Source organism: Nocardioides sp. Z35_8, from assembly GCF_059621125.1.
The window spans coordinates 1,424,341-1,450,642 of record NZ_JCAQIE010000001.1 but is presented as its reverse complement, the minus strand read 5'-3'; the positions used below and the strand labels follow the sequence as shown (position 1 = coordinate 1,450,642).

Annotated in this window: 25 protein-coding genes; 13 read left to right on the top strand and 12 right to left on the bottom strand. The window is 73.8% G+C overall.

The genetic code is table 11. The annotated features are described in order from the left end of the window. Positions 1 to 11: 11 nt before the first annotated feature. The 10 genes from AC54T2_RS06955 (at position 12) to AC54T2_RS06910 (ending at position 9,307) form a co-directional block, all read left to right on the top strand. Positions 12 to 794 carry a DUF3109 family protein gene (locus tag AC54T2_RS06955; protein WP_186340122.1) on the top strand — a complete coding sequence of 261 codons (783 nt, stop codon included), beginning with the start codon at positions 12 to 14 and terminating at the stop codon, positions 792 to 794. Between the two features lie 66 nt (positions 795 to 860). Continuing rightward, positions 861 to 2,054: an inositol-3-phosphate synthase gene (locus AC54T2_RS06950; RefSeq protein ID WP_186340121.1), complete on the top strand. Its 1,194-nt coding sequence runs from the start codon at positions 861 to 863 to the stop codon at positions 2,052 to 2,054. Further along, positions 2,051 to 2,914: an SCO3242 family prenyltransferase gene (locus AC54T2_RS06945; protein ID WP_496665844.1), complete on the top strand. Its 864-nt coding sequence runs from the start codon at positions 2,051 to 2,053 to the stop codon at positions 2,912 to 2,914. The genes AC54T2_RS06950 and AC54T2_RS06945 overlap by 4 nt, the downstream gene beginning before the upstream one ends. Then, a complete protein-coding gene (locus AC54T2_RS06940; protein ID WP_241005307.1) occupies positions 2,911 to 3,798 on the top strand; it encodes a sugar phosphate isomerase/epimerase family protein in 888 nt (295 codons plus the stop codon). Before AC54T2_RS06945 ends, AC54T2_RS06940 begins: the two co-directional genes overlap by 4 nt. After that, on the top strand, positions 3,795 to 4,466 hold the full coding sequence (locus AC54T2_RS06935) for an EboA domain-containing protein (protein WP_489975680.1): 672 nt from the start codon (positions 3,795 to 3,797) through the stop codon (positions 4,464 to 4,466). Before AC54T2_RS06940 ends, AC54T2_RS06935 begins: the two co-directional genes overlap by 4 nt. Continuing rightward, positions 4,466 to 5,350, top strand: coding sequence for a TatD family hydrolase (locus AC54T2_RS06930; protein WP_496665843.1), 885 nt, complete (start codon positions 4,466 to 4,468; stop codon positions 5,348 to 5,350). Before AC54T2_RS06935 ends, AC54T2_RS06930 begins: the two co-directional genes overlap by 1 nt. A gap of 1 nt (position 5,351) precedes the next feature. After that, entirely contained in the window at positions 5,352 to 6,521 is a 1,170-nt protein-coding gene (gene eboE, locus AC54T2_RS06925) for a metabolite traffic protein EboE (RefSeq protein WP_496665842.1), read from the top strand. 37 nt (positions 6,522 to 6,558) lie between these two features. After that, on the top strand, positions 6,559 to 7,929 hold the full coding sequence (locus tag AC54T2_RS06920) for an alkaline phosphatase family protein (RefSeq protein WP_186340116.1): 1,371 nt from the start codon (positions 6,559 to 6,561) through the stop codon (positions 7,927 to 7,929). 59 nt (positions 7,930 to 7,988) lie between these two features. Further along, positions 7,989 to 8,627, top strand: a complete 639-nt coding sequence (locus AC54T2_RS06915; RefSeq protein WP_186340115.1) for a VOC family protein — start codon at positions 7,989 to 7,991, stop codon at positions 8,625 to 8,627. After that, entirely contained in the window at positions 8,624 to 9,307 is a 684-nt protein-coding gene (locus AC54T2_RS06910) for a class I SAM-dependent methyltransferase (protein ID WP_241005306.1), read from the top strand. The genes AC54T2_RS06915 and AC54T2_RS06910 overlap by 4 nt, the downstream gene beginning before the upstream one ends. Before the next feature lie 23 nt (positions 9,308 to 9,330). Here AC54T2_RS06910 and AC54T2_RS06905 read toward each other — a convergent pair whose 3' ends face one another. Beyond that, positions 9,331 to 10,377: a LacI family DNA-binding transcriptional regulator gene (locus AC54T2_RS06905; RefSeq protein ID WP_496665841.1), complete on the bottom strand. Its 1,047-nt coding sequence runs from the start codon at positions 10,375 to 10,377 to the stop codon at positions 9,331 to 9,333. 128 nt (positions 10,378 to 10,505) lie between these two features. Here AC54T2_RS06905 and radA point away from each other — a divergent pair, with 128 nt between their 5' ends. Both radA and disA read left to right on the top strand, forming a co-directional pair. Further along, positions 10,506 to 11,903, top strand: coding sequence for a DNA repair protein RadA (radA, locus tag AC54T2_RS06900; RefSeq protein ID WP_186340113.1), 1,398 nt, complete (start codon positions 10,506 to 10,508; stop codon positions 11,901 to 11,903). A 112-nt stretch (positions 11,904 to 12,015) separates the two neighbouring features. Further along, positions 12,016 to 13,086 carry a DNA integrity scanning diadenylate cyclase DisA gene (gene disA, locus AC54T2_RS06895; RefSeq protein ID WP_186340415.1) on the top strand — a complete coding sequence of 357 codons (1,071 nt, stop codon included), beginning with the start codon at positions 12,016 to 12,018 and terminating at the stop codon, positions 13,084 to 13,086. 325 nt (positions 13,087 to 13,411) lie between these two features. On the opposite strand, the gene AC54T2_RS06890 is transcribed toward disA, so the two are convergent. Further along, complete coding sequence (locus AC54T2_RS06890; protein ID WP_186340112.1) at positions 13,412 to 14,248, bottom strand: hypothetical protein; 837 nt, start codon at positions 14,246 to 14,248, stop codon at positions 13,412 to 13,414. Between the two features lie 67 nt (positions 14,249 to 14,315). Here AC54T2_RS06890 and AC54T2_RS06885 point away from each other — a divergent pair, with 67 nt between their 5' ends. After that, the gene (locus tag AC54T2_RS06885; protein ID WP_496665840.1) at positions 14,316 to 15,194 is read left to right on the top strand and encodes an HhH-GPD family protein; all 879 of its coding nucleotides are present in this window, start codon (positions 14,316 to 14,318) and stop codon (positions 15,192 to 15,194) included. Between the two features lie 29 nt (positions 15,195 to 15,223). Here AC54T2_RS06885 and AC54T2_RS06880 read toward each other — a convergent pair whose 3' ends face one another. The 10 genes from AC54T2_RS06880 to AC54T2_RS06835 all read right to left on the bottom strand — a co-directional run bounded on the left by AC54T2_RS06880 (position 15,224) and on the right by AC54T2_RS06835 (position 26,282). After that, on the bottom strand, positions 15,224 to 17,803 hold the full coding sequence (locus tag AC54T2_RS06880; protein ID WP_186340110.1) for an ATP-dependent Clp protease ATP-binding subunit: 2,580 nt from the start codon (positions 17,801 to 17,803) through the stop codon (positions 15,224 to 15,226). Positions 17,804 to 17,971: 168 nt separating this feature from the next. Further along, entirely contained in the window at positions 17,972 to 18,310 is a 339-nt protein-coding gene (locus AC54T2_RS06875) for a histone-like nucleoid-structuring protein Lsr2 (RefSeq protein WP_496665839.1), read from the bottom strand. Positions 18,311 to 18,411: 101 nt separating this feature from the next. Next, the gene (locus AC54T2_RS06870; RefSeq protein ID WP_489975673.1) at positions 18,412 to 19,182 is read right to left on the bottom strand and encodes a type III pantothenate kinase; all 771 of its coding nucleotides are present in this window, start codon (positions 19,180 to 19,182) and stop codon (positions 18,412 to 18,414) included. Next, positions 19,179 to 20,108: a carboxylating nicotinate-nucleotide diphosphorylase gene (gene nadC / locus AC54T2_RS06865; RefSeq protein ID WP_496665838.1), complete on the bottom strand. Its 930-nt coding sequence runs from the start codon at positions 20,106 to 20,108 to the stop codon at positions 19,179 to 19,181. The genes AC54T2_RS06870 and nadC overlap by 4 nt, the downstream gene beginning before the upstream one ends. Beyond that, positions 20,105 to 21,802, bottom strand: coding sequence for an L-aspartate oxidase (locus tag AC54T2_RS06860; RefSeq protein ID WP_496665837.1), 1,698 nt, complete (start codon positions 21,800 to 21,802; stop codon positions 20,105 to 20,107). Before AC54T2_RS06860 ends, nadC begins: the two co-directional genes overlap by 4 nt. A 20-nt stretch (positions 21,803 to 21,822) precedes the next feature. After that, positions 21,823 to 22,239 carry an aspartate 1-decarboxylase gene (gene panD / locus AC54T2_RS06855; protein ID WP_186340105.1) on the bottom strand — a complete coding sequence of 139 codons (417 nt, stop codon included), beginning with the start codon at positions 22,237 to 22,239 and terminating at the stop codon, positions 21,823 to 21,825. Positions 22,240 to 22,250: 11 nt separating this feature from the next. Next, on the bottom strand, positions 22,251 to 23,177 hold the full coding sequence (gene panC, locus AC54T2_RS06850; RefSeq protein ID WP_496665836.1) for a pantoate--beta-alanine ligase: 927 nt from the start codon (positions 23,175 to 23,177) through the stop codon (positions 22,251 to 22,253). Beyond that, on the bottom strand, positions 23,174 to 24,100 hold the full coding sequence (locus AC54T2_RS06845) for a Rossmann-like and DUF2520 domain-containing protein (RefSeq protein ID WP_496665835.1): 927 nt from the start codon (positions 24,098 to 24,100) through the stop codon (positions 23,174 to 23,176). The genes panC and AC54T2_RS06845 overlap by 4 nt, the downstream gene beginning before the upstream one ends. A 137-nt stretch (positions 24,101 to 24,237) precedes the next feature. Then, positions 24,238 to 25,188 (bottom strand): hypothetical protein, encoded by a 951-nt coding sequence (locus AC54T2_RS06840; RefSeq protein ID WP_496665834.1) that lies wholly within the window; start codon positions 25,186 to 25,188, stop codon positions 24,238 to 24,240. After that, a complete protein-coding gene (locus tag AC54T2_RS06835; protein WP_241005305.1) occupies positions 25,185 to 26,282 on the bottom strand; it encodes a sulfotransferase family protein in 1,098 nt (365 codons plus the stop codon). Before AC54T2_RS06835 ends, AC54T2_RS06840 begins: the two co-directional genes overlap by 4 nt. Positions 26,283 to 26,302: the final 20 nt, after the last annotated feature.

Below are 26,302 nucleotides of genomic sequence, written 5' to 3'. Positions count from 1 at the left end.
AGGCTTGCCACGTGCCCGAAGTCGACCTCGTCTTCCCTCGCGCGTACGTCGAGTTCGCCGACCCGGCCGACGACGCCCAGGTCTTCCGCTGCGACCTCACGTGGCTGACCTCCGCCTACACCTGCATCTTCGGCAACGGCTGCCAGGGCATCTACGCCGACGCCCCCGACGTCGGCTGCTGCACCCTGGGCGCCCACTTCGCCGACCGCGACGACGAGCGTCGGGTCAAGGCCTTCGTCGCCGAGCTCGGCCCCGACGACTGGCAGCTGCACCCCGGGCGGGCGGTCCGCACGTCCGACTGGGTCGACACCGACGACGACGGCGAGCGCAAGACGCGCGTGGTCGAGGTCGACGGGCAGCAGGCGTGCGTCTTCCACAACCGCACCGACTTCAGCAACGCGAGCGGGCACGTCGGCGCCGGTTGCGCCCTCCACGGCCTCGCGCTGCGCCAGGGGCGCAACCCGCTCGAGACCAAGCCCGACGTGTGCTGGCAGCTGCCGATCCGGCGCCAGTTTCGCGAGGTCGAGCGGCAGGACGGCACGAGCTACACCGAGGTCTCCATCGGCGAGTACGACCGCCGCGGCTGGGGACCCGGCGGCCACGACCTCGACTGGTACTGCTCGGGCAACACCGAGGCCCACGTCGCGCCCGAGCCGGTCTACCTCACCCACGAGCCCGAGCTCGTCGAGCTGATGGGTGCCGAGGCGTACGCCGAGCTGGTGCGCCACTGCGACGCGCACGTGGTCTCGCGCTCGGCGCTCGCGCTGCACCCCGCGTCACCGCGCCACTTCTGAGCGGCGGCACGCAAAAGTCCCGGACACCCCCTGTGACGCGGGTGTGACGTGCATTACCTTCGTCGGGTGGTCCCTTCCCCTCCTCCCCCGTCCGAGGGATCCGGCCCCGCCGGCACCCTCGGGATCTGGTTCATCGGCGCGCGTGGCTCACTGGCCACGACCGCGACCATCGGCCTCAGCGCGCTCGCCGCCCACCTGACCGACGAGACCGGCTGCGTGTGCTCCCACCCCGACCTCGACGCGCGGGGCCTGGCGGCCTACGCCGACATCGTCGTCGGCGGCCACGACGTCGACACGCTCCCGCTGGTCAAGCAGGCCGAGCGCCTCGTGGCCGGCGGCGTCGTGCCCGGCGTCCTCGCCCGCCAGGTCACCTCGGAGCTCGAGCACGCCGAGGCGCGGCTGCGAGCCGGCGTCCGCGGCCACTCCGGCGACCAGCGCGCCGACGTCGAGCGCCTCGCGGCCGACATCCGCGACTTCGGCGCCGGCCTCGACCACGTCGTGGTCGTCGACGTCTCCAGCACCGAGGCGCCCCACGACGCCGGACCCGACGCCGCCGACTGGGCCGGCCTGCAGGACGCCTGGGCGCAGGGGCGCGCACCGCTGTCGACGAGCTCGGTCTACGCCTGTGCCGCCGTGCTCGCCGGAGCGGCCTACGTCGCCTTCACGCCGAGCCCGGGCATCGACGTGCCGGCGCTGCGCGAGCTCGCCGACGAGCGCGGCGTGGCCTACGCCGGCAGCGACGGCAAGACCGGCGAGACGCTGGTGAAGTCGGCCCTCGCGCCGATGTTCTCCACCCGCTCGCTGGCCGTGCGGTCGTGGACCTCGGTCAACCTGCTCGGCGGCGGCGACGGCTCCACGCTCTCCGACCCCGCCGCCCGCGAGAGCAAGACCAGCACCAAGCGCTCGGGCCTGGAGTCGATGCTCGGCCACCCGGTGCCCGGCCCCATGCACATCGACTACGTCGAGGACCTCGGCGACTGGAAGACCGCGTGGGACCACGTCCGCTTCGACGGCTTCCTCGGCACCCGGATGACGATGCAGTTCACCTGGGAGGGCTGCGACTCGGCGCTGGCCGCGCCGCTCGTGCTCGACCTCGCCCGGCTGACCGGCCGCGCCGTCGCGGTGGGTGAGAGCGGGCCGCTGTCCGCGCTCGGGTTCTTCTTCAAGCAGCCGCTGGGCTCGCAGGAGCACCGCCTCGCCCAGCAGTGGGAGGCCCTGCTCTCCTGGTCGACGGCGTGCGCCGACCGGGTGGCGACGTGAGGCTCGCCGACCTCGTCGAGCTGACCCGTGCCCCCGCCGCGCTCTCGATCCCGGGGGACGCGTGGGCCGGTGCCGCGCATGCCGGGGTCGCGGGACGCGGGTGGGCGATGCCACTCGCCTCGACGTGCCTCTACTGGTCGGGCATGGCCCTCAACGACTGGTGCGACCGCGGCGTCGACGCCGAGGAGCGCCCCGAGCGCCCGATCCCGTCCGGTCGGGTCGGCGCCGGGACCGCCCTCGCCGTCGCCGCCGGCCTCGGCGCAGCCGGCCTCGGTGTCGCCGCGCTGCTCGGCGGACGTTCGGCCGTCGCGGTGGCGGCCCCGCTCGCGCTGATGGTGGTCGGCTACGACGCGGCCGCCAAGGACACGCCGCTCGGGCCGCTGGCGATGGCCTCGACACGGGGGCTCGACGTCCTGCTCGGCGCCCACGCCTCGCCCGCCGCAGCGTGGCAGCCCGCCCTCGCGATGACCGCCCACACCGCCGGCCTCACCTGGCTCAGCCGTGGCGAGGTGCACGGCACCCGTCCGGAGGTCGCGGCCGCGGCGACCGCCGCCACGCTGGTGGTGGCCGCCGCGACGGCCCATGCCGCGTTCTACGAGGCGCGCACGGGTCGCCTCGCCCGGCTCACCGGGGTCGGCCTGTCGGCGGCCTACGCCGTCGTCGTCGGCCGCGCCCAGGCCCGCGCGGTGCGGCGGCCCACGGCCGAGGCCGCGCGGGCCGCCACCCGCACCGGCATCGGGGGGTTCTCCCTGCTGCAGGGCGCGTGGCTGGCGCGCCGCGGCCGGCTCCCGGCCGCCGCCACGGTCGTCGGCGCCGGACCTGCCTACCGGGCGCTCTCGCGCCGCTGGAGCCCGACGTGAGCGCGGCGGGACGGAGCCCCCTGCGCCTGGGCTACGGCAGCAACGGCTTCTCCGGCCACCGCTTCCCCGACGCCTGCGAGGTGATCGCGGGGCTCGGCTACGACGGCGTCGCCCTCACCCTCGACCAGCCGCACCTCGACCCGTTCGCCGACGACGCGGGCGCCCAGACCGCCCGCGCCGCGAAGTCGCTGGCCGACCACGGGCTGGCCGTCGTCATCGAGACCGGCTCGCGATTCGTGCTCGACCCGTGGCGCAAGCACGAGCCGACCCTGGTCAGCGACGGCGACCGCGGCCCGCGGATCGAGCTGCTGACCCGCGCCGTGCGGATCGCGGCCGAGCTCGGCGCCGAGGCGATGTCGTGCTGGTCGGGCGTGCTGCCCGAGGGGACGAGAGCCGAGGAGGGCTGGCGACGGCTCACCGACGGGCTCGGCCCCGTCCTCGACCTCGCCCACGAGCTGGGGGTCGTCGTCTGCGTCGAGCCCGAGCCCGGCATGCACGTCGACACCGTCGACGAGGCGCTCGAGCTGCGCCGGCGGCTCGGCGAGCCCGACCACCTCCGGCTCACCCTCGACCTCGGCCACCTGGTGTGCAACGAGCCGCGCAGCCCTCAGGCGTCCGTCGCCGTCGCCGGCAGCCTCATCGGCAACGTGCAGGTCGACGACATGGTCCGCGACGTGCACGAGCACCTCGAGCTGGGCCAGGGCACGCTCGACCTCGACGCCGTCCTCGGCGCGCTGGTGGCGACCGGCTTCGCCGGCCTGGCCAGCGTCGAGCTGCCCCGCCACTCCCACGCGGCGCCCACGGTGGCCGCACGTCAGATCGCCGCCCTGCGCGCCTCGCTGGCGCGCCTCGCGGACGCCGAGAGCGAAGGACCCACGCCGTGACCGACATCCGTCCGCTCGCCGACCACGACGCCATCCGGAGCGCGCTCGACGACGCCGCGCGCGCCCGGTGGGAGGCCATGAACGCCGAGGTCGCCGAGGACCCGTCCCGGCTCGGCCGGACGTTCCCCGCCGCGGCGCGCACGACCGGTCGTGGACCGCTGCCGGGCGCCGACGGCGTGCTGCTGGAGGACGCGGTGCGCGTCCGGCTGGTGGTCGAGGCGGCGCGGTCGCTCGACGCCGCGGACCTCCTCGCCGAGCTGGGCGAGGTCTACCGCTACGGCGACAACGACGAGAAGCGCGCCGTGCTCCACGCCCTGGCCGGAGCACCCGACGAGGTCGACGGCACCGACCTGCTGCTCGACGCGCTGCGCACCAACGACACCCGTCTCGTCGCCGCGGCGATGGGACCGCACAGCGACCGGCTCGACGACGACGCGTGGCGCCAGGGCGTCCTCAAGTGCCTGTTCACCGGCGTCCCCGTCGCGTCGGTCACCGGCCTCTCCCGGCGCGCCGACCGCGAGCTGGCCGAGATGGTGCAGCGCTACCAGCGCGAGCGCGAGGCGGCCGGGCGCGACGTACCCCCCGACGTGCAGGTCGTGCTCGACGCCTGCGGCGCCTCCCCCGAGAAGCAGCCCGAGAAGCAGCCCGAGAAGCAGAAGGACTCCTGATGCGCATCTTCGACCCGCACATCCACATGACCTCGCGCACCACCGACGACTACGAGGCGATGCACGCCGCGGGCGTCCGCGCGCTGGTCGAGCCGGCGTTCTGGCTGGGCCAGCCGCGCACCAACGTCGGCTCGTTCACCGACTACTTCGACGCGCTGGTGGGCTGGGAGCGGTTCCGCGCCTCGCAGTTCGGCATCGTCCACCACTGCACGATCGCGCTCAACCCCAAGGAGGCCAACGACCCCCGGTGCGCCGAGGTGCTCGACGTGCTCCCCCGCTACCTCGCCAAGGACGGCGTGGTGGCGGTCGGCGAGGTCGGGTTCGACTCGACGACGGTCGAGGAGGAGAAGGCGTTCGTGCGGCAGCTGGAGCTGGCGGTCGAGTTCGCGCTCCCGGCGATGGTCCACACCCCGCACCGCGACAAGGAGCAGGGCACCCGCCGCACCCTGGAGCTGGTCACCGAGTCGGGACTGGCCCCCGGGATGGTCGTGGTCGACCACCTCAACGAGGTCACCGTCGACCAGGTCGACGAGGCCGGCTGCTGGATGGGCTTCTCGGTCTACCCCGACACCAAGATGGACGAGCACCGCATGGTCGCGATCCTCCAGCGCCGCGGGCTCGACCGGGTGCTGGTCAACTCCGCCGCCGACTGGGGCCGCAGCGACCCCCTCAAGACCGCGAAGACCGGTGCGGCGATGCTCGAGGCGGGCTTCTCCTCCGACGACGTCGACCGCGTGCTGTGGCGCAACCCCGTGGAGTTCTTCGCCCAGAGCGGCCGGCTGATGATCGACCCCGACGCGACGGACGGCACCGACGGGACGGGCGCCGGCGACGCCTCGGCGACCTTCGAGGGCAACTCGATCCTGCGCGGCTCGCGGGACTGACATGAGGCTGCGCCACCCCGACGGCACCGTCGTCCACCTCGGCTACGGCACCAACGTGCTGCCCGCCGAGGACGTCGAGGGCCTCATCGCGCAGGTCGGCACCTACGGCGACCGGCTGCGCCGCCACCTCGGCACCGACCGGGTCGGCCTGGGCATGTGGCTGCCGGCCGCCGCCGCGCGACGCCTGGCCTCCGACCTCGACGCCGTCTCCCGGCTCCGCGACGCGATCGATGCGCACGGCGTCGAGATCGTCACCCTCAACGCCTTCCCCTACGCCGCCTTCCAGGACGAGGTGGTCAAGAAGCGCGTCTACCACCCGACCTGGGCGGAGCGGGCCCGGCTCGACTACACCCTCGACGTGGCGCGCGTCCTCGCCGCGCTGCTGCCCGAGGACGCCGCCCGGGGCAGCATCTCGACGCTGCCGCTGGCCTGGCGCGCCCCGTGGCTCACCGACCGGCAGGCCCAGGCCGAGCTGCACCTCAAGGCGCTCGCGGAAGGGCTGGCCGAGGTGGAGGCCGACACCGGGCGCACGGTGCGCGTCGCGTTCGAGCCCGAGCCCGGCTGCGTGATCGAGACGATCGCCGAGGCGGTCGACCGGCTCGACGCCGCCGACCGCGAGCGGATCGGCGTCTGCCTCGACCTGTGCCACCTCGCCGTCGGCTTCGAGGACGCGACCGACGCGCTCGCCCGGCTCGACGCCGCGGGCCTCGACGTGGTCAAGGTGCAGCCGGCGGCCGCCCTGGTCGTCGACGACCCGGCCGACCCGCGTGCCCGCGACGCGCTGACGTCGTACTCCGAGGACCGCTTCCTCCACCAGGTGCGCCAGCGCACCGGCCAGCGCCTCGCCGCGCGCGACGACCTGCCCGACGCACTCGGCGGGCGGCGCCCGCTCGACGACGGGTCGCCGTGGCGGGTGCACTTCCACGTGCCGGTCCACGCCGACCCCGCCCCGCCGCTGCGCAACAGCCGCGACGAGCTGCGCGCGTCCCTGGCCGCCCTCCTCGGCGGCGACACCGCCCGCACCGACCACCTCGAGGTCGAGACCTACACCTGGTCCGTCCTGCCCGACGGCGCCCCCGCCGACGACGACGCGCTCGCGGCGGGCCTCGCCGCGGAGCTCGCGTGGGTGCGCGACGAGCTGGTCGGGCTCGGCCTGACGTCCCTCGACTGACACCCGCCCCCGCACCGACCCAGGACAGGACACCGCCGTGGCCCACCCCCAGCTGCTCGTCGTCGACCTCGTCGGCCTCACCCCCGACCTGCTCCAGCACATGCCGCGCCTGCGGCGGATCGCCGACGAGGGCTCGCGGGCGACGCTGGAGCCGATCCTGCCCGCCGTGACCTGCTCGGTGCAGTCGACGTTCCTCACCGGACTCCCGCCGTCGGGGCACGGCGCGGTCGGCAACGGGTGGTACTTCCGCGAGCTCGGCGAGGTGTTCCTGTGGCGCCAGCACAACAAGCTCGTCGAAGGCGAGAAGGTGTGGGAGACGATCCGCCGCGAGCGCCCCGACTACACCGTCGCCAACGTGTGCTGGTGGTACGCCATGGGCGCCACGACCGACTGGACGGTCACCCCGCGGCCGATCTACTACGCCGACGGCAAGAAGGCGCCCGACTGCTACACCCGCCCGCCCGAGCTGCACGACGAGCTCGTCGGCGAGCTCGGCGAGTTCCCGCTCTTCACCTACTGGGGCCCGACCGCCTCGATCGCCTCGAGCGAGTGGATCATCGCCGCCACCCGTCGGCTGATGCCGCGCAGCGACCTCACCCTCTGCTACGTCCCGCACCTCGACTACGACCTCCAGCGCTTCGGCCCCGACTCGCCCGAGGCGGCCCGGGCCGCGCGGGAGGTCGACGCGGCGCTGGCCCCGCTGCTCGACGACGCCGAGCGGGCCGGCGTCACCACGCTGGTGCTGTCCGAGTACGGCATCACGCGGGCCGACCGGCCGGTCGACGTCAACCGGATGCTGCGCCGCGCCGGGCTGCTCGAGGTCTACACCCAGGACGGCATGGAGTACCTCGACCCGTGGGCCTCGCGGGCCTTCGCGGTCGCCGACCACCAGGTCGCCCACGTCTACGTCGACGACCCGGCCGACCTGGAGTCGGTGCGCGCGAGGTGCGCCGAGCTGCCCGGCGTCGACCAGGTGCTCGACCGCGCCGCGCAGGCGGCGTACGGCCTCGACCACGAGCGCTCCGGCGACCTGGTGCTCGTGGCCGACGAGACGGCGTGGTTCACCTACTACTACTGGCTCGACGACGCCCGGGCCCCCGACTTCGCCCGGGGCGTGGAGATCCACCGCAAGCCCGGCTACGACCCGGCCGAGCTGTTCTTCGACCCCGACGACCGCGCGGTGAAGCTCAAGGCGGGGCTCACCCTCGCCAGGAAGATGGCGGGGCTGCGCTACGCCATGAAGGTCGTCCCGCTCGACCCGTCGCCGGTGCGCGGCACCCACGGCCGGCTGCCCGCGGACCCCGCCGGCGGCCCGATGCTCGTGTGCAGCACCCCGGGCGCCGTGACCGGGTCGGTGGCGGCCACCGACGTGCGCGACCTGCTGCTCGAGCTGTCCGGCACCTCTTGACGTCAAGAAACCCGGACCCCGGTGTCAAGGCCACCATGCGCCCGGATGAGAATCTGGCCATGCGCCTGGACCACGTCAGCTTCGCCGCCGGACCTGATGGACTCGCCAGCACCGCCCAGCGCATCGGGGGGCTGCTCGGCACGGACTTCATCGACGGTGGCATCCACCCCCGTTTCGGCACCCGCAACATGATCCTGCCGCTGGACGGCGACATCTACATGGAGATCGTCGAGGTCCTCGACCATCCCGCCAGCGACAAGGCTCCCTTCGGCCAGGCCGTCCGTGCCCGCTCCGCCCTCGGCGGCGGCTGGATGGGCTGGGTCGTCTCCGTGGCCGACATCGCGCCGTTCGAGACCCGCCTGGGCCGCGAGGCCGTCAAGGGCAACCGTCGCCGCCCCGACGGCACGGAGCTGCTCTGGCAGCAGATCGGCGTCAACAGCCTGATCTCCGACCCCCAGCTGCCCTTCTTCATCCAGTGGCAGTCCGCCCCCGAGCTGCACCCCAGCAACGGCGCGACCGGTGACTTCGCCCTCGACTGCCTGGAGATCGCCGGCGACCCGCAGCGGGTCAGCGAGTGGCTCGGCGAGACCGTCGACGCGCCGCTGGAGGACGTCAAGGTCGAGTGGGTCGCCCCCAACGGCACCCCCGGCATCGTCGCCGTCCAGCTCCAGACGCCGCAGGGCCTGGTGCGCATTTGAGGGTTCGGCCCTCCCCCAACATCTGGAACACCCCCGAGGTCTACGAGCTCGAGAACCGCGCCGCCGACCCGCACGACCGGATCGCGACGGCGATGCGCGAGATCGGCGACTGGGCCGGGCGCACGGTGCTCGACGTGGGCTGCGGCACCGGCTTCCACCTCCCCCTGTGGGCCGGCACGGCCGCGCGCGTCGTGGGCGTCGAGCCGCACCCGCCGCTCCTGGCCCTCGCCCGCCGGCGTACGCGCTCCCTCGGCACCGTCACCGTGCTCGAGGGTGGCGCCCAGGCACTGCCCCTCCCCGACGCCTCCGTCGACGTGGTGCACGCCCGGTGGGCCTACTTCTTCGGCCCCGGGTCGGAGCCGGGCCTGCGCGAGCTCGACCGGGTCGTGCGCCGCGGCGGCACCGCGTTCGTGATCGACAACGACCCCACCCGCTCGACGTTCGGCGGCTGGTTCCGGCGCGGCTTCCCCGAGGTCGACCCCACGGCGGTCGAGCGGTTCTGGTCGATGCACGGCTGGCGGCGCCGCCCGATCGACATGGGCTGGTCGTTCGCCTCGCGGGAGGACCTCGAGGCGGTCGTGCGCATCGAGCTGCCGCCCGAGGCGGCCGAGGAGGCCCTCGCCTCCCACACCGGCACCGAGGTCGACTACGCCGTCAACCTCTGGTGGCGCCACTACTAGGGGCACCCCTGCGGCCGGCCGGGTCAGCTCGACTCGCGGATGGCCAGCGTCGGCTCGAGGAGGACGCCGCGCGTCTCGACCGGCTGGTGGGTCAGCAGGGCGCGCAGCGTGCGGATGATCTCGACCGCGACGTCCTCCAGCGGCTGCCGCACCGAGGTGAGCCCCACCGGGTAGACCTGCGCCACCTGCGAGTCGTCGAAGCCGACCACGGCGATGTCGCGCCCGGGGGCGAGCTGGCGGATCCAGAGCGTGTGGAGCACGCCCATCGCGAGGGTGTCGGAGGCGCAGACGAACGCGGTGGGCCGCGACTCGTCGAGCAGGACGGCGGCCGCCTCGGCTCCGCTGTGCACGACGTCCTCGACCCGCGAGGCGAGGCCGGTGGTGGGCAGGCCGTTGGCGTGCATCGTGCGGACCCAGCCCGAGCGGCGGTCCTCCCCGATCGGGGAGTCCTTGCGCCAGCCGATCCAGGCGATGCGGCTGTGGCCGCGGTCGATGAGGTGCTGGGTGGCGAGTGCGATGCCGGCGGCACCGTCGACGTCGACCCACACGTGGCGGGCCCCGTCGTCGTCCCAGGGCCGGCCGAACGCGACGAAGGGAGCCCGCTGCCGGCTCAGCCAGGCGGCCTGCGGGTTGCCGAGGTAGGTGTCGGTGACCACGAAGGCGTCGACGGCGGTGGAGCGCAGCAGGTTGTCGTAGCCGCCGACCGGGTCCTCGTCGTCGCCCGGGAAGAGCAGGACGTGGTAGCCCACCCCCTCGCTCGCCTCCACGAGGGAGTGCACGAAGCGGTCCATCGCCGCGTTGGCGGTGCCCTCCTGGGCCGGGCCGAAGCGCAGCCCGATCAGCGACGACGTACGCGTGCGGAGGTTGCGCGCGGCGCGGTTGGGCGAGTAGCCGAGCTCGGCGATGGTCTGGCGCACCCGCTCGAGGGTGTCGGGACGCAGCAGGTCGGGGTTGTTGACCGCGTTGGAGACCGTCTGGCGCGACACTCCTGCCCGCTCGGCGACGTCGGCGAGGGTCGGCGGCGTGACCGGCAGCGTGCCCCCGGTCCGGTGTTCGATGCCTCGCCCCATGCCGCCCCTCGCGATCGCCCTAGATCGATCCAATTGCAGGTGAGCATAAGCCCCGCCCGGACGGCCCACCGGGGCACCTCTCGCGCGGCGTGCCCCCGGTGTCGGTGGGCTCGCCTAGCGTGGGGCGCATGTCGACCAAGACCGCACGGGTGCGCTCCTCCTACCGCTGCTCCGAGTGCGGGTGGGAGACGGCCAAGTGGGTCGGCCGGTGCGGCGAGTGCCAGGCGTGGGGATCGGTCGCGGAGGCCGGGGCGCCCACGATGCGCGCCAGCGCCGGGCCGGTGTCGACGCCGGCGGTGCCGATCGGCCAGGTGCCGGTCACCGAGTCCGTCGCCCGCGCGAGCGGCGTCCCCGAGCTCGACCGCGTGCTCGGCGGCGGTCTCGTGCCGGGTGCGGCGATCCTGCTCGCCGGTGAGCCCGGCGTCGGCAAGAGCACGCTCCTGCTCGAGGTCGCAGCGCAGACCGCCCGCACCCGCCAGCGCACCCTCTACGTCACGGGCGAGGAGTCGGCCGCGCAGGTGCGCCTGCGCGCCGACCGCACCGGCGGCGTGCACGACGAGCTGTTCCTCGCGGCCGAGACCGACCTCGGGGCGGTGCTGACCCACATCGAGGAGGTCCGCCCCACGCTGATCGTCGTCGACTCCGTCCAGACCATCGGCGCCTCGGGCATCGACGGCGTGCCCGGCGGGGTGACCCAGGTCAAGGAGGTCGCGGCCGCGCTGATCCGGGTGGCCAAGACCCGCAACATCACCACGGTGCTCGTCGGCCACGTCACCAAGGACGGCTCGATCGCCGGGCCCCGGGTGCTCGAGCACCTCGTCGACGTGGTGCTCCACTTCGAGGGCGAGCGCAACTCCCGCTTCCGCATGCTCCGCGCCATGAAGAACCGCTACGGCCCCGTCGACGAGGTGGGCTGCTTCGACCTGTCCTCCGAGGGCATCTCGGCCGTCACCGACCCGACCGGCCTGTTCGTCGAGCACCACACCCAGGACGTCTCCGGCACCTGCGTGGCGGTGACGATGGAGGGTCGCCGCCCGCTCCTCGCTGAGGTGCAGGCGCTGCTCACCCCGTCCCCGCTGGAGCGCCCGCGGCGCACCGTGTCGGGTGTGGAGTCCTCGCGGGTCGACATGGTGCTCGCCGTCCTCCAGCGCCACGCGGGGCTGCGCATCGCCGGCAGCGACACGTTCGTGGCCACCGTCGGCGGGGCCAGGCTCCACGACCCCGCCGCCGACCTCGCCCTGGCCGTCGCCGTGGCCAGCTCGCACCTCGGCGTGCCGCCGCCCCGCGGCGCCGTCGCGATCGGCGAGATCGGCCTCGCCGGCGAGCTGCGCCGGGTGCGCGACCTGCCGCAGCGCGTCGCCGAGGCCGCGCGCCTGGGCTTCCGGGTCGCGGTCGTGCCGCGCGGGCGGGCGCTGCCCAGCGAGCGGGGCATCCCCTCGCGCCGGACGGTCGACGGCCTGCAGGTGGTCGAGGTCGACGACGTGGTCGGGGCGCTGCTCACCCTCGACCTCACGCCGCCGCTCTGAGGCCAGCCCGCCCGGCAACGATCGGTGGTTCGCCGCCGCCCACCCCTAGACTTCACCCCACGGCGCACGGGGGCGTCCGAGAGAGAGCACGGAGGCACCGGTGGCAGAGCGCATGGACGAGCAGCTGAGGCTGCGCGCGACCCTGGCATCGATCGCACCGGGCACCCCGTTGCGCGACGGGCTCGAGCGGATCCTCCGCGGCCGCACCGGCGCCCTGATCGTGCTCGGCCAGGACAAGACGGTCGACTCCATCTCCACCGGCGGCTTCACCCTCGACGTGCCCTTCACCGCCACCGGCCTGCGCGAGCTCGCCAAGATGGACGGCGCGATCATCCTCGACAAGGACATCACCAAGGTCCACCGGGCCGCGGTCCACCTGATGCCCGACCACACCATCCCGTCCGAGGAGACCGGCACCCGCCACCGCACCGCCGAGCGCGTCGCCAAGCAGACCGGCCACCCGGTCATCTCGGTGTCGCAGTCGATGCAGATCATCGCCGCCTACGTCGGCGACATCCGCCACGTGCTGGAGGACTCCGGCAAGATCCTCTCCCGCGCCAACCAGGCGCTCGCCACGCTCGAGCGCTACAAGCTGCGCCTCGACGAGGTCTCCGCGACGCTGTCGGCGCTCGAGATCGAGGACCTGGTGACGGTGCGCGACGTGGCCGTGGTCGCCCAGCGCCTCGAGATGGTCATCCGGATCGCGAGCGAGATCGAGGACTACGTGCTCGAGCTCGGCACCGACGGCCGCCTGCTCTCGCTGCAGCTCGAGGAGCTGGTGACCGGCGTCGACGCCGAGCGCGAGCTGGTCGTGCGCGACTACCTCCCCGGCGGCCGGCGCCGCCCCGCCAGCCCCACCTCCCACGTCGCCGAGCTCGCCGCCCTGTCCCCCACCGAGCTGGTCGACCCGGCGGCCGTGGCGCGCGCGATCGGCCTCAGCGGCGCCGAGCACCTCGACGCCGCCGTCGCCCCCCGCGGCTACCGCCTCCTCGCCAAGGTGCCGCGCCTCCCCTCGGCCGTGGTCGACCGCCTCGTCGACCACTTCGGCGGTCTCCAGCAGCTGCTCTCCGCCGGCATCGAGGACCTCCAGGCGGTCGAGGGCGTAGGCGAGCTGCGCGCCCGCAGCGTGCGCGAGGGCCTCTCCCGCCTCGCCGAGTCGAGCATCACCGAGCGCTACATCTGACCCCGCCCACCCGGCGTACCGGGGCCGAGTCGGCGCGTCCTGACGCGTACCGCGTGCCGAGTCGGCGCGTCCTGGCGCGCGGAGGAGGTCGAGTCGGCGCGTCCTGGCGCGTACCGCGTGCCGAGCCGGCGCGTCCTGACGAGTCGAGCGGAGCGCTACCTCTGAGTCGCGCCGGCCCGGCGTACTCCCCGCGCCCGACTTGTAGGCCCAGTCCGACACCTGGAGGCCTTTGCAACCCCCTCCAAGTGTCGGAGTCCCCGCTCGAGCGGGGACTCCGACAAATGCGAGACGAGTGACGAGAGCCGGACGGCCGCCCCAAACCCGGTCAGCCGGCGGAGTTGCCCGCGCCGTCCTCGCCGGGGGTGTGGGAGGTGTCGCCGTTCTTCTTGCCCTTGCCTCCCTGCTTCTCCGGCTCGGCGGTCTTGGTGATCACGCCGGGCTGGGGGGCGGTGAGCTCGAACTGGACGTCGGTGGCGTCACCGCCGAGCGCGGCGGCCTGCACGTGGTAGAAGCCGGGGACGGCCCAGTCGGTGAACTTGGTGCACCCCTCGTCGGAGCGCCGCGCCGACCACGTGACCACGACCGGGGCGTCGACGGCCTGGCGGACCACCACGTCCTGCGGAGGGATCGACACGGGGCACTCGCGGCTGCTCCAGATGTAGTCGCTGCCCGAGGTGATGGTGACCACCACCGTCTCCGGCGAGGCCTGCCACGTGCAGGCCTCGGCCACGACGGTGCGCAGGTTGAGGGTGATCGGGATGTCCGAGCCGCCGGCGGCCGAGGTGATGGCCGGGGTGGCGACGATGTCGGACTCGGTGCACGGACCGGTGGGCTCGGCCAGGACCGGCTCCGTGGGCGCGACCTCCTCGGTCGTCGTGGCGCCGTCCGTGCCCTTGCCGCCCTTCTTGCCCTTCTTGCCCTTGCGTCCCTTCGTGCCGGGGCCGACCGCCACGGTCGGGCCGGCGGTCGGGGCGGGCGTGGTCGACGCGGTCGCGCTGGCCCGGGTCGCCTGCCCCGCGGCGTCGTCCTGGGCGTCGGAGGAGCCGCCGAGCACGCGCGCGAGCACGACGACGAGCACCAGGGGGATGCCGAGCACGACGAGACGTCGGGTCCAGTAGACCCGGGCCGGGAGCGGCCCACGCGGTCGTACGGTCGGCGGCATGCCCACAGGCTAGGGAGTCGCGGCCCCGTGGCGGTGGAGGCGCACCGGCTCACCTACGATCGCGACGATGACAGTTCCCGGCAGCGCGCTGCACGACGCCGTGCTCGACTGGTACGACGACCACGCGCGCGAGCTGCCGTGGCGCGGGGCGGCCGCCACGCCCTGGTCGGTGATGGTCAGCGAGTTCATGCTGCAGCAGACGCCGGTGGCGCGCGTCCTGCCCGTGCACGCGGCGTGGCTGGAGCGGTGGCCGACCCCGGCCGCGCTCGCCGCCGAGCCCGCCGGCGAGGCGGTGCGGATGTGGGGCCGGCTGGGCTACCCGCGCCGCGCCCTGCGCCTGCACGCTGCCGCGACTGCCATCGTCGAGCGCCACGACGGCGAGGTGCCGGCCGGCTACGACGACCTGCTCGCCCTGCCCGGCGTGGGCGACTACACCGCCGCGGCGATCGCCAGCTTCGCCTTCGGTCGGCGCCACGTCGTGCTCGACACCAACGTGCGCCGAGTGCTGGCTCGCGCCGTCGACGGCACCGAGCTGCCGGCGCCCGCGCCCACCCGCCGCGAGCGGGACATGGCCGCGGCCCTGCTCCCCGACGACGAGGCGACGGCCGCCACGTGGGCGGTGGCGACGATGGAGCTCGGCGCGCTCGTGTGCACCGCGCGCCAGCCCTCGTGCGACGTCTGCCCCATCGCGGCCGACTGCCGGTGGCGCGCGGCCGGCTTCCCGGCGTACGACGGGCCGCCGCGGCGCGGGCAGGCCTGGGCGGGCACCGACCGGCAGTGCCGCGGCCGGATCCTGGCCCTGGCCCGCGAGGCCGACTCCGTGGGAGTCGCGCAGGTCGAGGCGGCCTGGCCGGACGCCGAGCAGCGCGAGCGCTGCCTGGCCGGTCTGGTCGCCGACGGCCTCCTGACGCAGATCACCCCGGGGCGTTGGGCGCTCCCGGGGTGATCAGGTGAGGCTGCTCGCAGCCCCGTGGGTCAGGCCTCGTTGGCCTTCGGCACGTCGGTGGGACCCTCCGTGTCGTCGGGCCCGACGACCGGCGAGCCCTCGGCGTCGACCGTCTCCAGCGGAGGCATGTCGGGCACGGTGGAGTTCTTCTGGCCGCGGAAGGTGAACGTCGCCTGCGGGCCCTCGCCCTCCACGTCGACCAGCACGATCTGGCCCGGGCCGACCTCGCCGAAGAGCATCTTCTCGGCGAGGACGTCCTCGATCTCGCGCTGCACCGTGCGCCGCAGCGGGCGGGCACCGAGCACCGGGTCGAAGCCGCGCTCGGCCAGCAGCGCCTTCGCGGGGTCGGTGAGCTCGAGGGACATGTCGCGGTCCTTCATGCGCAGCTCCACGGCGGCGATCATGTTGTCGACCATCGCCACGATCTGCTCCTGCGACAGCGGCGGGAAGACGACGATCTCGTCGACGCGGTTGAGGAACTCGGGGCGGAAGTGCTGCTTGAGCTCCTCCGACACCTTGCTCTTCATCCGCTCGTAGGAGCCGGCAGCGTCGGCGCCGACGGCACCGAAGCCGAGGTTGACGCTCTTGGCGATGTCGCGCGAGCCGAGGTTGGTCGTCATGATGATGACGGTGTTCTTGAAGTCGACGACGCGACCCTGCGAGTCCGTCAGGCGACCCTCCTCGAGGATCTGCAACAGGCTGTTGAAGATGTCGGGGTGGGCCTTCTCGACCTCGTCGAACAGCACCACGGAGAACGGCTTGCGGCGCACCTTCTCGGTGAGCTGGCCGCCCTCCTCGTAGCCGACGTAGCCGGGAGGCGAGCCGAACAGTCGCGACACCGTGTGCTTCTCGGAGAACTCGCTCATGTCGAGCTGGATGAGCGCGTCCTCGTCGCCGAAGAGGAACTCCGCCAGCGTCTTCGACAGCCACGTCTTGCCGACGCCCGAGGGGCCGGCGAAGATGAACGAGCCACCGGGGCGCTTGGGGTCCTTGAGCCCGGCGCGCGTACGACGGATCGCGCGGGAGAGTGCCCTGACGGCCTCCTCCTGCCCGATGACGCGCTTGTGGAGCTCGTCCTCCATCTTGAGCAGGCGGGTGGACTCCTCCTCGGAGAGCTTGACGATCGGGATGCCCGTGGCCACGGCCAGGACCTCGGCGATCAGCTCCTCGTCGACCTCGGCGATCTCGTCGAGGTCGCCGGCGCGCCACTGCTTCTCGCGCTCGGCACGGCGGGCGGAGAGCTGCTTCTCCTCGTCGCGCAGGCGGGCCGCGGCCTCGAAGTCCTGCCCGTCGATGGCGGCCTCCTTGCGCTGGCGCACGTCGCCGATCTTCTCGTCGTACTCGCGCAGGTCCGGCGGCGCGGTCATCCGGCGGATGCGCAGGCGCGAGCCGGCCTCGTCGATGAGGTCGATCGCCTTGTCCGGCAGGAACCGGTCGGAGATGTAGCGATCGGCCAGCGTCGCGGCGGAGACCAGCGCCTCGTCGGTGATGGTCACGCGGTGGTGCGCCTCGTAGCGGTCGCGCAGGCCCTTGAGCATCTCGATGGTGTGCGCGATCGAGGGCTCCTGCACCTGGATCGGCTGGAAGCGGCGCTCGAGCGCGGCGTCCTTCTCGAGGTACTTGCGGTACTCGTCGAGCGTCGTGGCACCGATGGTCTGCAGCTCGCCGCGGGCCAGCATCGGCTTGAGGATGCTGGCGGCGTCGATCGCGCCCTCGGCCGCGCCGGCGCCGACGAGGGTGTGGATCTCGTCGATGAACAGCACGATGTCGCCGCGGGTGCGGATCTCCTTGAGCACCTTCTTGAGGCGCTCCTCGAAGTCACCGCGGTAGCGCGAGCCGGCGACCAGGGCGCCGAGGTCGAGCGTGTAGATCTGCTTGTCCTTGAGCGTCTCGGGCACGTTGCCCTTGACGATGTCCTGGGCGAGGCCGGCCACGATGGTGGTCTTGCCGACGCCCGGCTCGCCGATGAGGACGGGGTTGTTCTTCGTGCGGCGCGACAGGATCTGCATGACGCGCTCGATCTCCTGCTCGCGCCCGATGACGGGGTCGAGCTTGCCCTCGCGCGCGGCCTGGGTGAGGTTCTGGCCGAACTGGTCGAGCACCAGCGAGCTCGACGGGGCCTCGCCGCCCGATCCGGACGTCTGGGCGCCGGCCGCGGCCGACTCCTTGCCCTGGAAGCCGCTGAGCAGCTGGATGACCTGCTGGCGCACCCGGTTGAGGTCGGCGCCGAGCTTCTGCAGCACCTGGGCGGCGACGCCCTCGCCCTCGCGGATCAGGCCGAGCAGGATGTGCTCGGTGCCGATGTAGGAGTGGCCGAGCTGGAGCGCCTCGCGCAGTGAGAGCTCGAGCACCTTCTTGGCGCGCGGGGTGAACGGGATGTGGCCGGACGGGGCCTGCTGGCCCTGGCCGATGATCTCCTCGACCTGGGCGCGCACGGCCTCCAGGGAGATGTCGAGGGACTCGAGCGCCTTGGCAGCGACACCCTCGCCCTCGTGGATGAGGCCGAGCAGGATGTGCTCGGTCCCGATGTAGTTGTGGGAGAGCATGCGGGCCTCTTCCTGGGCCAGCACGACAACTCGCCGGGCTCGGTCGGTGAACCGCTCGAACATGTGCGCTCCTCTACGTCTGCGGGTCCGCGGGTCCGGCACGGGGCCGGGGTGCGGACACTGGGCTCAACGCCCGACATCAGCCTACGTGTTCCCACCCCAGCGACGAGCCCGTCCGCTCACAGCGAACGGGCCGCGAGCGTCGCCGCGCGCCGCGCGGGGTGGTCCGCCTCAGTGGGCGGCGTCGTAGGCCTGCTGCACGTCGGCGGAGATCCGGCCGCGCTCGGAGACCTCCATGCCCTGCGCCTTGGCCCACTCGCGCACGTCCTTGGTGTTCGAGGACGACGACGAGGCGGAGGACCCGCCCGACGAGCGGCGGGTGCGTCGGCCACCGCCGGCCACCTTGCGGGCGTGGCCCACGTAGCCGCTCAGGGCCTCACGGAGCGCGGCGGCGTTGGCGTCGTTGAGGTCGATCTCGTAGGTGGTGCCGTCGAGGCCGAAGGAGACGGTCTCGGTGGCCTCGGTGCCGTCGAGGTCGTCGACGAGCACGATGTTTACCTTTTGCGCCATGGCCGATTCCTTTTCCTTTACCTGAATTATGGACAAAGAACAGTCTGGCAGCACAACGCGAGCGGGCGCAAAAGGAGTCAGGCAATTCCTGACGTCGCAATTCAGGAATTGCGTTCGAACACCAATCGCAATCCCTGGAGGGTGAGCCACGGGGAATGCACGGTGAAACAGCCGCAGTCCTCGACGAGCAGCGCGGCCAGGTGCCCGGTGGAGATCACGGTGACGTCCTCGGATGCGACCCCGAGCTCGGCGATCATCCGCGCCACCAGGCCCTCCACCTGCGCCGCGACCCCGAAGACCATCCCGCTCTGCAGCGCCTCGACGGTGTTCTTGGCGATGACCGACCGCGGCCTGGCGAGCTCGACCTTGCGCAGCTGCGCGCCGCGGCGGCCCAGCGCCTCGAGCGAGATCTCGATGCCCGGCGAGATCGCGCCGCCGACGTACTGGCCCTTGGCGTTGACCACGTCGAACGTCGTCGCGGTGCCGAAGTCGACCACGATCGCCGGGCCGCCGTAGAGCGTCGCGGCGGCCAGCGAGTTGACGATGCGGTCGGTGCCGACCTCGCGGGGGTTGTCCATCAGGACCGGGATGCCGGTGCGCACGCCGGGCTCGACGACGATGGCACGGACGTCGCCGAAGTGGCGCTCGAGCATCTCGCGCCACTCGTGCAGCACGGCGGGCACGGTGGCGCACACGGCCACGCCGTCGACGTCGTGGATCCGCTCGGCGACCAGCCCGCGCAGCAGCACCGACCACTCGTCGGCGGTGCGGCGCTCGTCGGTGTTGACCCGCCAGTGCGCGGTGACCTCCTCGCCGTCGAGGAGGCCGACGCACGTGTGGCTGTTGCCGATGTCGACGGCGAGCAGCGTCATGGCAGCACCTCCGCGGGAGTCGGGGCCGGCAGGAGGTCCATGCCGATGTCGAGGACGACGACCGAGTGGGTGAGCGCCCCCACCGAGACGAAGTCGACGCCGGTCGCGCCGATGCGGGCGGCCCGCTCGAGCGTGATGCCGCCGCTCGCCTCCAGCGGCACCCGCCCCGCCGTGCGGCGCACGGCCTCGGCCATCAGGTCGTCGCTCATGTTGTCGAGCAGGACCCGCTCGGGCGGCTCGGGCAGCGCGAGCAGCTCCTCGAGCTGGTCGAGCGTGGTGACCTCGACCTCCACGGGCAGGCCGGGGTGGCGGCCGCGGATGGCCTCGAGCGCGGGCAGCACGCCCCCGGCCGCGACGACGTGGTTGTCCTTGACCATCGCCATGTCCTGCAGGCTCGAGCGGTGGTTGACCCCGCCGCCGCAGCGCACGGCGTACTTCTGCAGCGTGCGCAGGCCGGGCAGCGTCTTGCGGGTGTCGAGCACCCGGGTCGGGGACCCCTCGAGCGCGTCGACCCAGCGCGCCGTCGCCGTGGCGATGCCCGAGAGGTGGCAGGCGAGGTTGAGCGCCGTGCGCTCGGCGACGAGCATCCGCTGCGTCAGGCCCTGGACGCGCATCACGACGTCGCCCTTCGCCACCCGCGCGCCGTCGGGGAGCCGCCCGGTGATCGTGGCGTCGGCGCCCACGGCGGCGAACGCGACGGCGGCGACGCCGAGCCCGGCGACGGCCCCCGGCTCACGCGCCGCGAACACCGCCTCGCCACGCGCGTCGAGCGGGATCGTCGAGGAGCTGGTCGGGTCGTCGGCCCGCGGGTCGGGCAGGTCCTCGGCGAGAGCCCGGGCCACGACGTCCCAGACGTGCTTCGGGTCGAGCCCGGCGGCGCGCAGGTCGTCGAGCACCTCGGCGGGCACGTCGTCGAGGCGGGTCATGCCGGCACCTCCGCGGGGTGGGGAACGGTCGGGGGGACGGTGGAGGGATCGGTGGAGGGTGCCGCCGTCCACTCGACCGCGACGCGACCGTCGGGGTCGAGCCACGCGTCGACGTGGCCGGCGCGGGTGTCGTCGCGGTCGGGGTGGTCCTCGCGCCAGTGCGAGCCGCGGGTCTCGGCGCGCACCGCAGCGGCCTCGGCGAGCGCGGTGCTGACGGTGAGCAGGTTGGTGGTCTCCCAGGCGGGCGGGCCGACCTCGGCCTCGCCGTCGTCCAGCGAGCCGAGCAGGGTCAGCGCCTCGGCCAGGCCGGCGGCGTGGCGCAGCACCCCGACGCGGCTCGTCATCGTCTCCTGCAGGGCTCGGCGGCGCTCGCCCGGGACCAGGCCGGCCGGCCGCTCGTCGGGCGCCGGATCGGCCCCCTCGCGCAGCTCGCCGGGCAGCACGTCGGCGATGCGGCGGGAGAACACCAGGCCCTCGAGCAGGGAGTTGGACGCCAGCCGGTTGGCGCCGTGCACGCCGGAGCAGGCGACCTCGCCGGTGGCGTAGAGCCCGGGGACGGACGTACGCCCCCACAGGTCGGTCGCGACGCCGCCGGAGGCGTAGTGCTGGGCGGGCGCCACGGGGATCAGCTCGGTGACCGGGTCGACCCCGTGGTCGCGGCACACACCGAGGATGGTCGGGAAGCGGCTCTGCCAGAACGCGGCGCCGAGGTGGCGGGCGTCGAGCCACACGTGCGGGCGGCCGGTCTCGATCATCCGGCGGGTGATCGCCTTGGCGACCACGTCGCGGGGCGCGAGGTCGGCCAGCTCGTGCTGGCCCGCCATGAAGCGCACGCCGTCGACGTCGACCAGGAACGCCCCCTCGCCGCGCACCGCCTCGGAGACCAGCGGCTGCTGGCCCTGGGAGTCGGGGCCGAGCCACATGACGGTGGGGTGGAACTGGACGAACTCCAGGTCGCGCAGCCGGGCACCCGCGCGCATCGCGAGCGCGATCCCGTCGCCGGTGGCCACGCTGGGGTTGGTGGACTGGCTGAAGACCTGGCCCAGGCCGCCGGAGGCGAGCACGACGGCACGGCAGAGGACGGCCCCCACGCCGTCGCGCTGGCCCTCGCCGAGGACGTGCAGGGTCAGGCCGGCGACGCCGCCGTCGGCGGCGCGCAGCAGGTCGACCGCGAGCGCGTGCGGGACGACCTCGATCGCCGGGGCGCGCTCGACGGCGGCGATCAGGGCGCGCTGGATCTCCGCGCCCGTGGCGTCGCCGCCGGCGTGGGCGATCCGGTCGCGGTGGTGGCCGCCCTCGCGGGTCAGCGAGAGCTCGCCGCCGAGATGGTGGTCGAAGCGGGTGCCGAGCGCGATCAGCTCGTGGACGGCCGCGGGGCCCTCGGTGACCAGGACGCGCACGGCGTCGGCGTCGCACGCGCCGGCCCCGGCGACGAGGGTGTCGCGCTCGTGCTGGTCGGGAGTGTCCCCCGGGCCGAGCGCGGCGGCGATCCCGCCCTGGGCCCACTGGGTCGACCCGGCCGCGAGGACGTCCTTGGTCACCACGAGCAGGCGCAGCGCCGGGTCGGCGGCGTGGATGCGGAGAGCGGCGGTGAGCCCCGCGATGCCGGAGCCGACCACGACGACGTCGGCGCGGGTCGTCCAGCCCGGCGCCGGGGCGCGGAGGCGGCCCGGGACCGGCCGGCGGGAGGTCATCGGCGCAGGCTATCGGCTGGTCAGGCGACGATCGTGTCGCCGCGGCCCAGCGACGGGTCGCCGAACGTCTCGGCCGGGTCGTGGCCGGTGGCCACGATCGCGTTGTCGGCGTCGACGAAGACCACATGGGGCACGAGCCCCTTCGCCTCGGCCGTGTCCATCTGCCCGTAGCCGATGAGGATCACGGTGTCGCCGGGGTGCACCAGCCGGGCCGCGGCCCCGTTGATGCCGACGACTCCCGAGCCGCGCTCGCCGGCGATCGTGTAGGTCTCCAGGCGGGCGCCGTTGGTGACGTCGACGATGTGGACGAGCTCGCCCGGCAGCAGGTCGGCGGCGTCGAGCAGGTCCTCGTCGACGGTCACCGAGCCGACGTAGTGGAGGTCGGCCTGGGTGACCGTGGCGCGGTGGATCTTGGACTTCATCATCGTGCGCAGCACGTGGCGCTCCTTCAGGTGGTGGTCGAGGCCGCGGACGCGGTCCCCGCCGCAGGGCCGCCGTCGGCGACCCGGTCGAACGTGATGGCCATGTTGTCGATCAGCCGGGTGGTGCCGATGCGGGCGGCGACCAGGATCCGGCCCTCGCCCATCTCCGGCGGCTCACCGAGGTCGGGCGAGGTCAGGGCGAGGTAGTCGAGCTCGAGCCCGGGCTCGGCCTTCAGGACCGACATCGCGGCCCAGCGCGCGGCAGGCACGCCGTACGGTGCGCGGGCCCGGGCGGCGAGGAGCGCCCGGCTGAGGGCGGTGGCGGCCTGCCGCTCGCGGGCGTCGAGGTAGCGGTTGCGGCTGGAGAGGGCCAGGCCGTCGGGCTCGCGCACCGTCTCGGCCCCGACCACGTCGATGCCCATTGCCAGGTCGCGCACCATCCGGCGCACGAGCACGAGCTGCTGGTAGTCCTTCTGGCCGAACACCGCGACGTCGGGGCGGACCAGGCCGAAGAGCTTGGCCACGACCGTCAGCACGCCGTCGAAGTGGCCGGGGCGGGAGGCGCCGTCGAGGATCGTGGCCAGCGTCCCGGGCGCGACGGTGACGCCGTCGTGGACCGAGTCGTGGCTGAAGCCGCCCGGATACATCTCCTCCACGCCGGGCGCGAAGACGACGTCGACGCCCTCCGCGGCGCAGACCTCGAGGTCGGCATCGAGCGTGCGGGGGTAGCGGTCGAGGTCCTCGGTCGGGGAGAACTGCATCGGGTTGACGAAGATGCTGACCACGACGGGACCGTCCGTGGCGGCCCGCGCCGTACGCATCAGGCTGGCGTGGCCGTCGTGCAGGGCGCCCATGGTGGGGGCGAAGGCCACCCGTCGGCCTTCTCGACGGGCACGCGCGAGCAGGCCGGCCAGCTCCTCGCGCGTCGACGCGAGTGAGGGGATCGTGGTCATCGAGGCTGGCGGTGGGGGGCTTCGGCGCCCGGGGCGGCTGCGTCGTCGAGGACGCCCAGCATCTTCGCCGCACGGATGGGCAGCAGCCGGCCGTCGGTGACCGCACGGTCGAGGGTGGCGTGGGCCATGGCGAGGTAGGACGTGAGCGTCTGAGGGGCGGTGGCGCGGAGGTCGGCGAGGTGCGCGCGGACGGTCTCCACGTCGCCGCGCACGATCGGCCCGGTCAGGGCGGCGTCGCCGTCCTCGAGGGCGTTGTCGAGCGCGGCGGTGAGCAGCGGCCGCAGGGTCGCGGCCGGGTCGTCGGCCCCGGCGGCGGAGAGGATCTCCATCGCCTCCGCCACCAGCGTGACGAGGTGGTTGGCGCCGTGCGCGAGGCCCGCGTGGTAGAGCGTGCGGCGCTCCTCGGGCACCCACATCGCGCGTCCGCCGAGGTCGGCGACGAGCGACTCGGTGAGGGCGCGGTCGTCCGCGCCGGAGGTGACGCCGAAGACGCAGCCCGCCAGCCGGGGCAGGTCGACCTCGGTGCCGGTGAAGGTCATGGCGGGGTGGAGGGCGATGGTGCGGGCACCGACCAGCCTGGCGGGCTCGAGCACGGCGAGGCCGTGGCGGCCGCTGGTGTGCGCCACGACCTGTCCCTCGCGGACGGCGCCGCTCGCCACGAGCATGGTCACCACGTTGGACAGCATGTCGTCGGGCACGGTGAGCAGCAGCAGGTCGCTGGCTCGGGCGACGTCGGTCGGCTTGGCGACGGCGACCCCCGGCAGCAGGTCGTGGATGCGACGGCGGGAGGCGTCGGACTCGCCCGCGGCGGCGACGACCTCGTGGCCGGCGGAGCGGAGGGCGGCGGCCAGGACGGCGCCGACGCGTCCCGCGCCGATCACCCCGACCCGGTGCACCGGGCGGAGGACAGGGTCGTGCGTCATGGGGCGACCTCTTCGTTTCAGTCCCGTGAGGGGTACCGATCTACTGCGATCACGGCGAGCGTACGCCCGTGGATCCAGCGGCGGAACGGCCAGCACGCGTGACGAGTGCCACGGAAATGGCTACCCGTGAGTAGGTCTCAGGCGCGCAGGTGCAGCTTGGCGTGGTCGGGGTCGTCGACGACGAACGGGCGCGGCGCGCGCGGGAGCCACTCGTGGGTGACGTGGTCGACCACGTGGACCCCCGCCGGCGCCTCGATCCGCACGACGCCCTCGGGCACGCGGCCCTCGTGCAGGGCGTTCCAGACCAGCCACTCACGGCGCTTGCGGCGATTGCGGATGGAGGTGGCGAACGACTCGGGGTCGGTCCAGTGGGCGAACTCGTCGCCGTCGAGCCACTTGAGCTCGACGCACAGCCCCTGCGGCAGCGCGAACGACTCGATGCGGTCGGGCGTCGTGCGGATCTCCCACTCCGGGGCCTTGGTGTAGACGTAGTCGGGGCTCATCGGGAAGCCCCACTCCTCGATGTTGCGCAGGCCGAGGTCGAGGTAGGCCACCTGGTCGGACTCGATGTAGAGCCCGTGCCGCGGCACGCGGATGACCGCCTCGGCCGTGCCCACCTGCCACGACAGGTCGGCCATCGAGACCTCGCCCTCGGTGGTGAGCACCATGTCGCCGTCCCACTTCCACGAGTAGCGGGTGCGCACGTGGGAGAAGCACCAGTTGTAGAAGTAGGCCAGCGAGTGCACCGAGCGCTCGTTGACGGAGAGGTGCTCGGCTCCGGCCCGCGCGACCTGGAAGGGGTAGTGCTCCAGGGTGAAGCGGTCGGCGAGCCCGTGCTCGGCCGCGACGCGCAGCGCCTCCTCGCCGGTGCCGTCGTCGGACCCGTTGTCCACCAGCAGCACGTGGTCGCAGGCCCGCAGCAGCGGCGGCAGCACGAAGCGGAGGCCGGGCGCCTCGTTCTTGACGCGCAGCACCGCGGTCGCGCCGGGCCGCAGCCCGCCCGGCCGGTTCCACGGCCAGACGAGGTCGAAGTCGGTGTGGCCCTCGAGGTTGGTCAGGCCGTGCCCGGAGCCGATCGGGACGGTCACTGCTCGTCCCGGGTGCGCCCGAGCGCCCGGCGCACCCCGCGACGCACCGACGGCGGGATCGCGGCGCGTACGTCGTGCGGCACGCGGTCGGCGAGCGAGCGCGACCCGCCCGCCTCGGCGGCCTCGTGCAGCGCCCGGCGGCGGGCCTGGATGCGGGCGTGCTCGGCGGTGGAGCGGCTGATGGCCGCGGACTCCTCGTAGAGGTCGACGTAGGCGGCGCGCAGCTGGTCGAAGGTGGCGTGCGCGTCGGCGGTGTCGCCGCCCTCGTCGGCCAGCTTGTTGAGCTCCTCCCACGTCTGCCCGGTCAGCTCGTGCAGGCGCCGGGGCAGCGCGAGGTCGTCGAGCGTGGCGGTGACCCGGCGCAGGGTGGGGTCGATGAAGCGGTGCACCTCGCGGATCTGGTCGCTGCGGGTGTGGATGATCGTCTGCAGGTCGAGGGCGTGGCCGAGCGCCGTCGTGGTGCGCACCCAGTCGCTGAGGAGGTCCTCGTAGCGCACGAACACGCGGCCGCCGTCGCCCTCGGCCGGACGGGTGGCGCGCTCGGTGTGCAGCAGCATGTTGACCCAGCTGGCGGCCAGGTGCGCCGAGCCGAGCTTGTTGGCGTAGTACTTCTGCTTGGAGCCGACCACCTCGGCGGGCGGGCGCAGCATGGTGGCGAAGACCGGCGTGGCTCCGGTGCGGATCGCGGCGACGCGCCACAGGCCGAGGAACCAGCTCAGCCGCGGGTCCTTGACGACCAGCTCGGGGTGGTGCTCGAAGTGCGGCTCGAGCCACTCGGTGACCCGGATCCGCGCGGGCTCGCGGCTGCAGATGCGCCCGGTGTCGAACCACGCCTCGGGCCGGCTGTCGCTGACCTGCACCAGCGACTCGCGCAGCCACTCGTCGTGCACGTCGACGACCCACTGCGGCTCGCTGAAGCCGCGCGGGTTGGAGTCGTCGGGCGGCACCTCGGGCAGCGGCACGTGCATGCCCAGCCGGGACACGATGCCGGCCAGCGTGCTGGTGCCGCTGCGGCCGGCGCCCGCGACGAAGAGGACCTTGCGCGGCACACCGTCGGGGTTCATCTCGTCGATCGCTCTGGGCTGCTCGGTCACGGCGGGCAGCCTACCGGCGA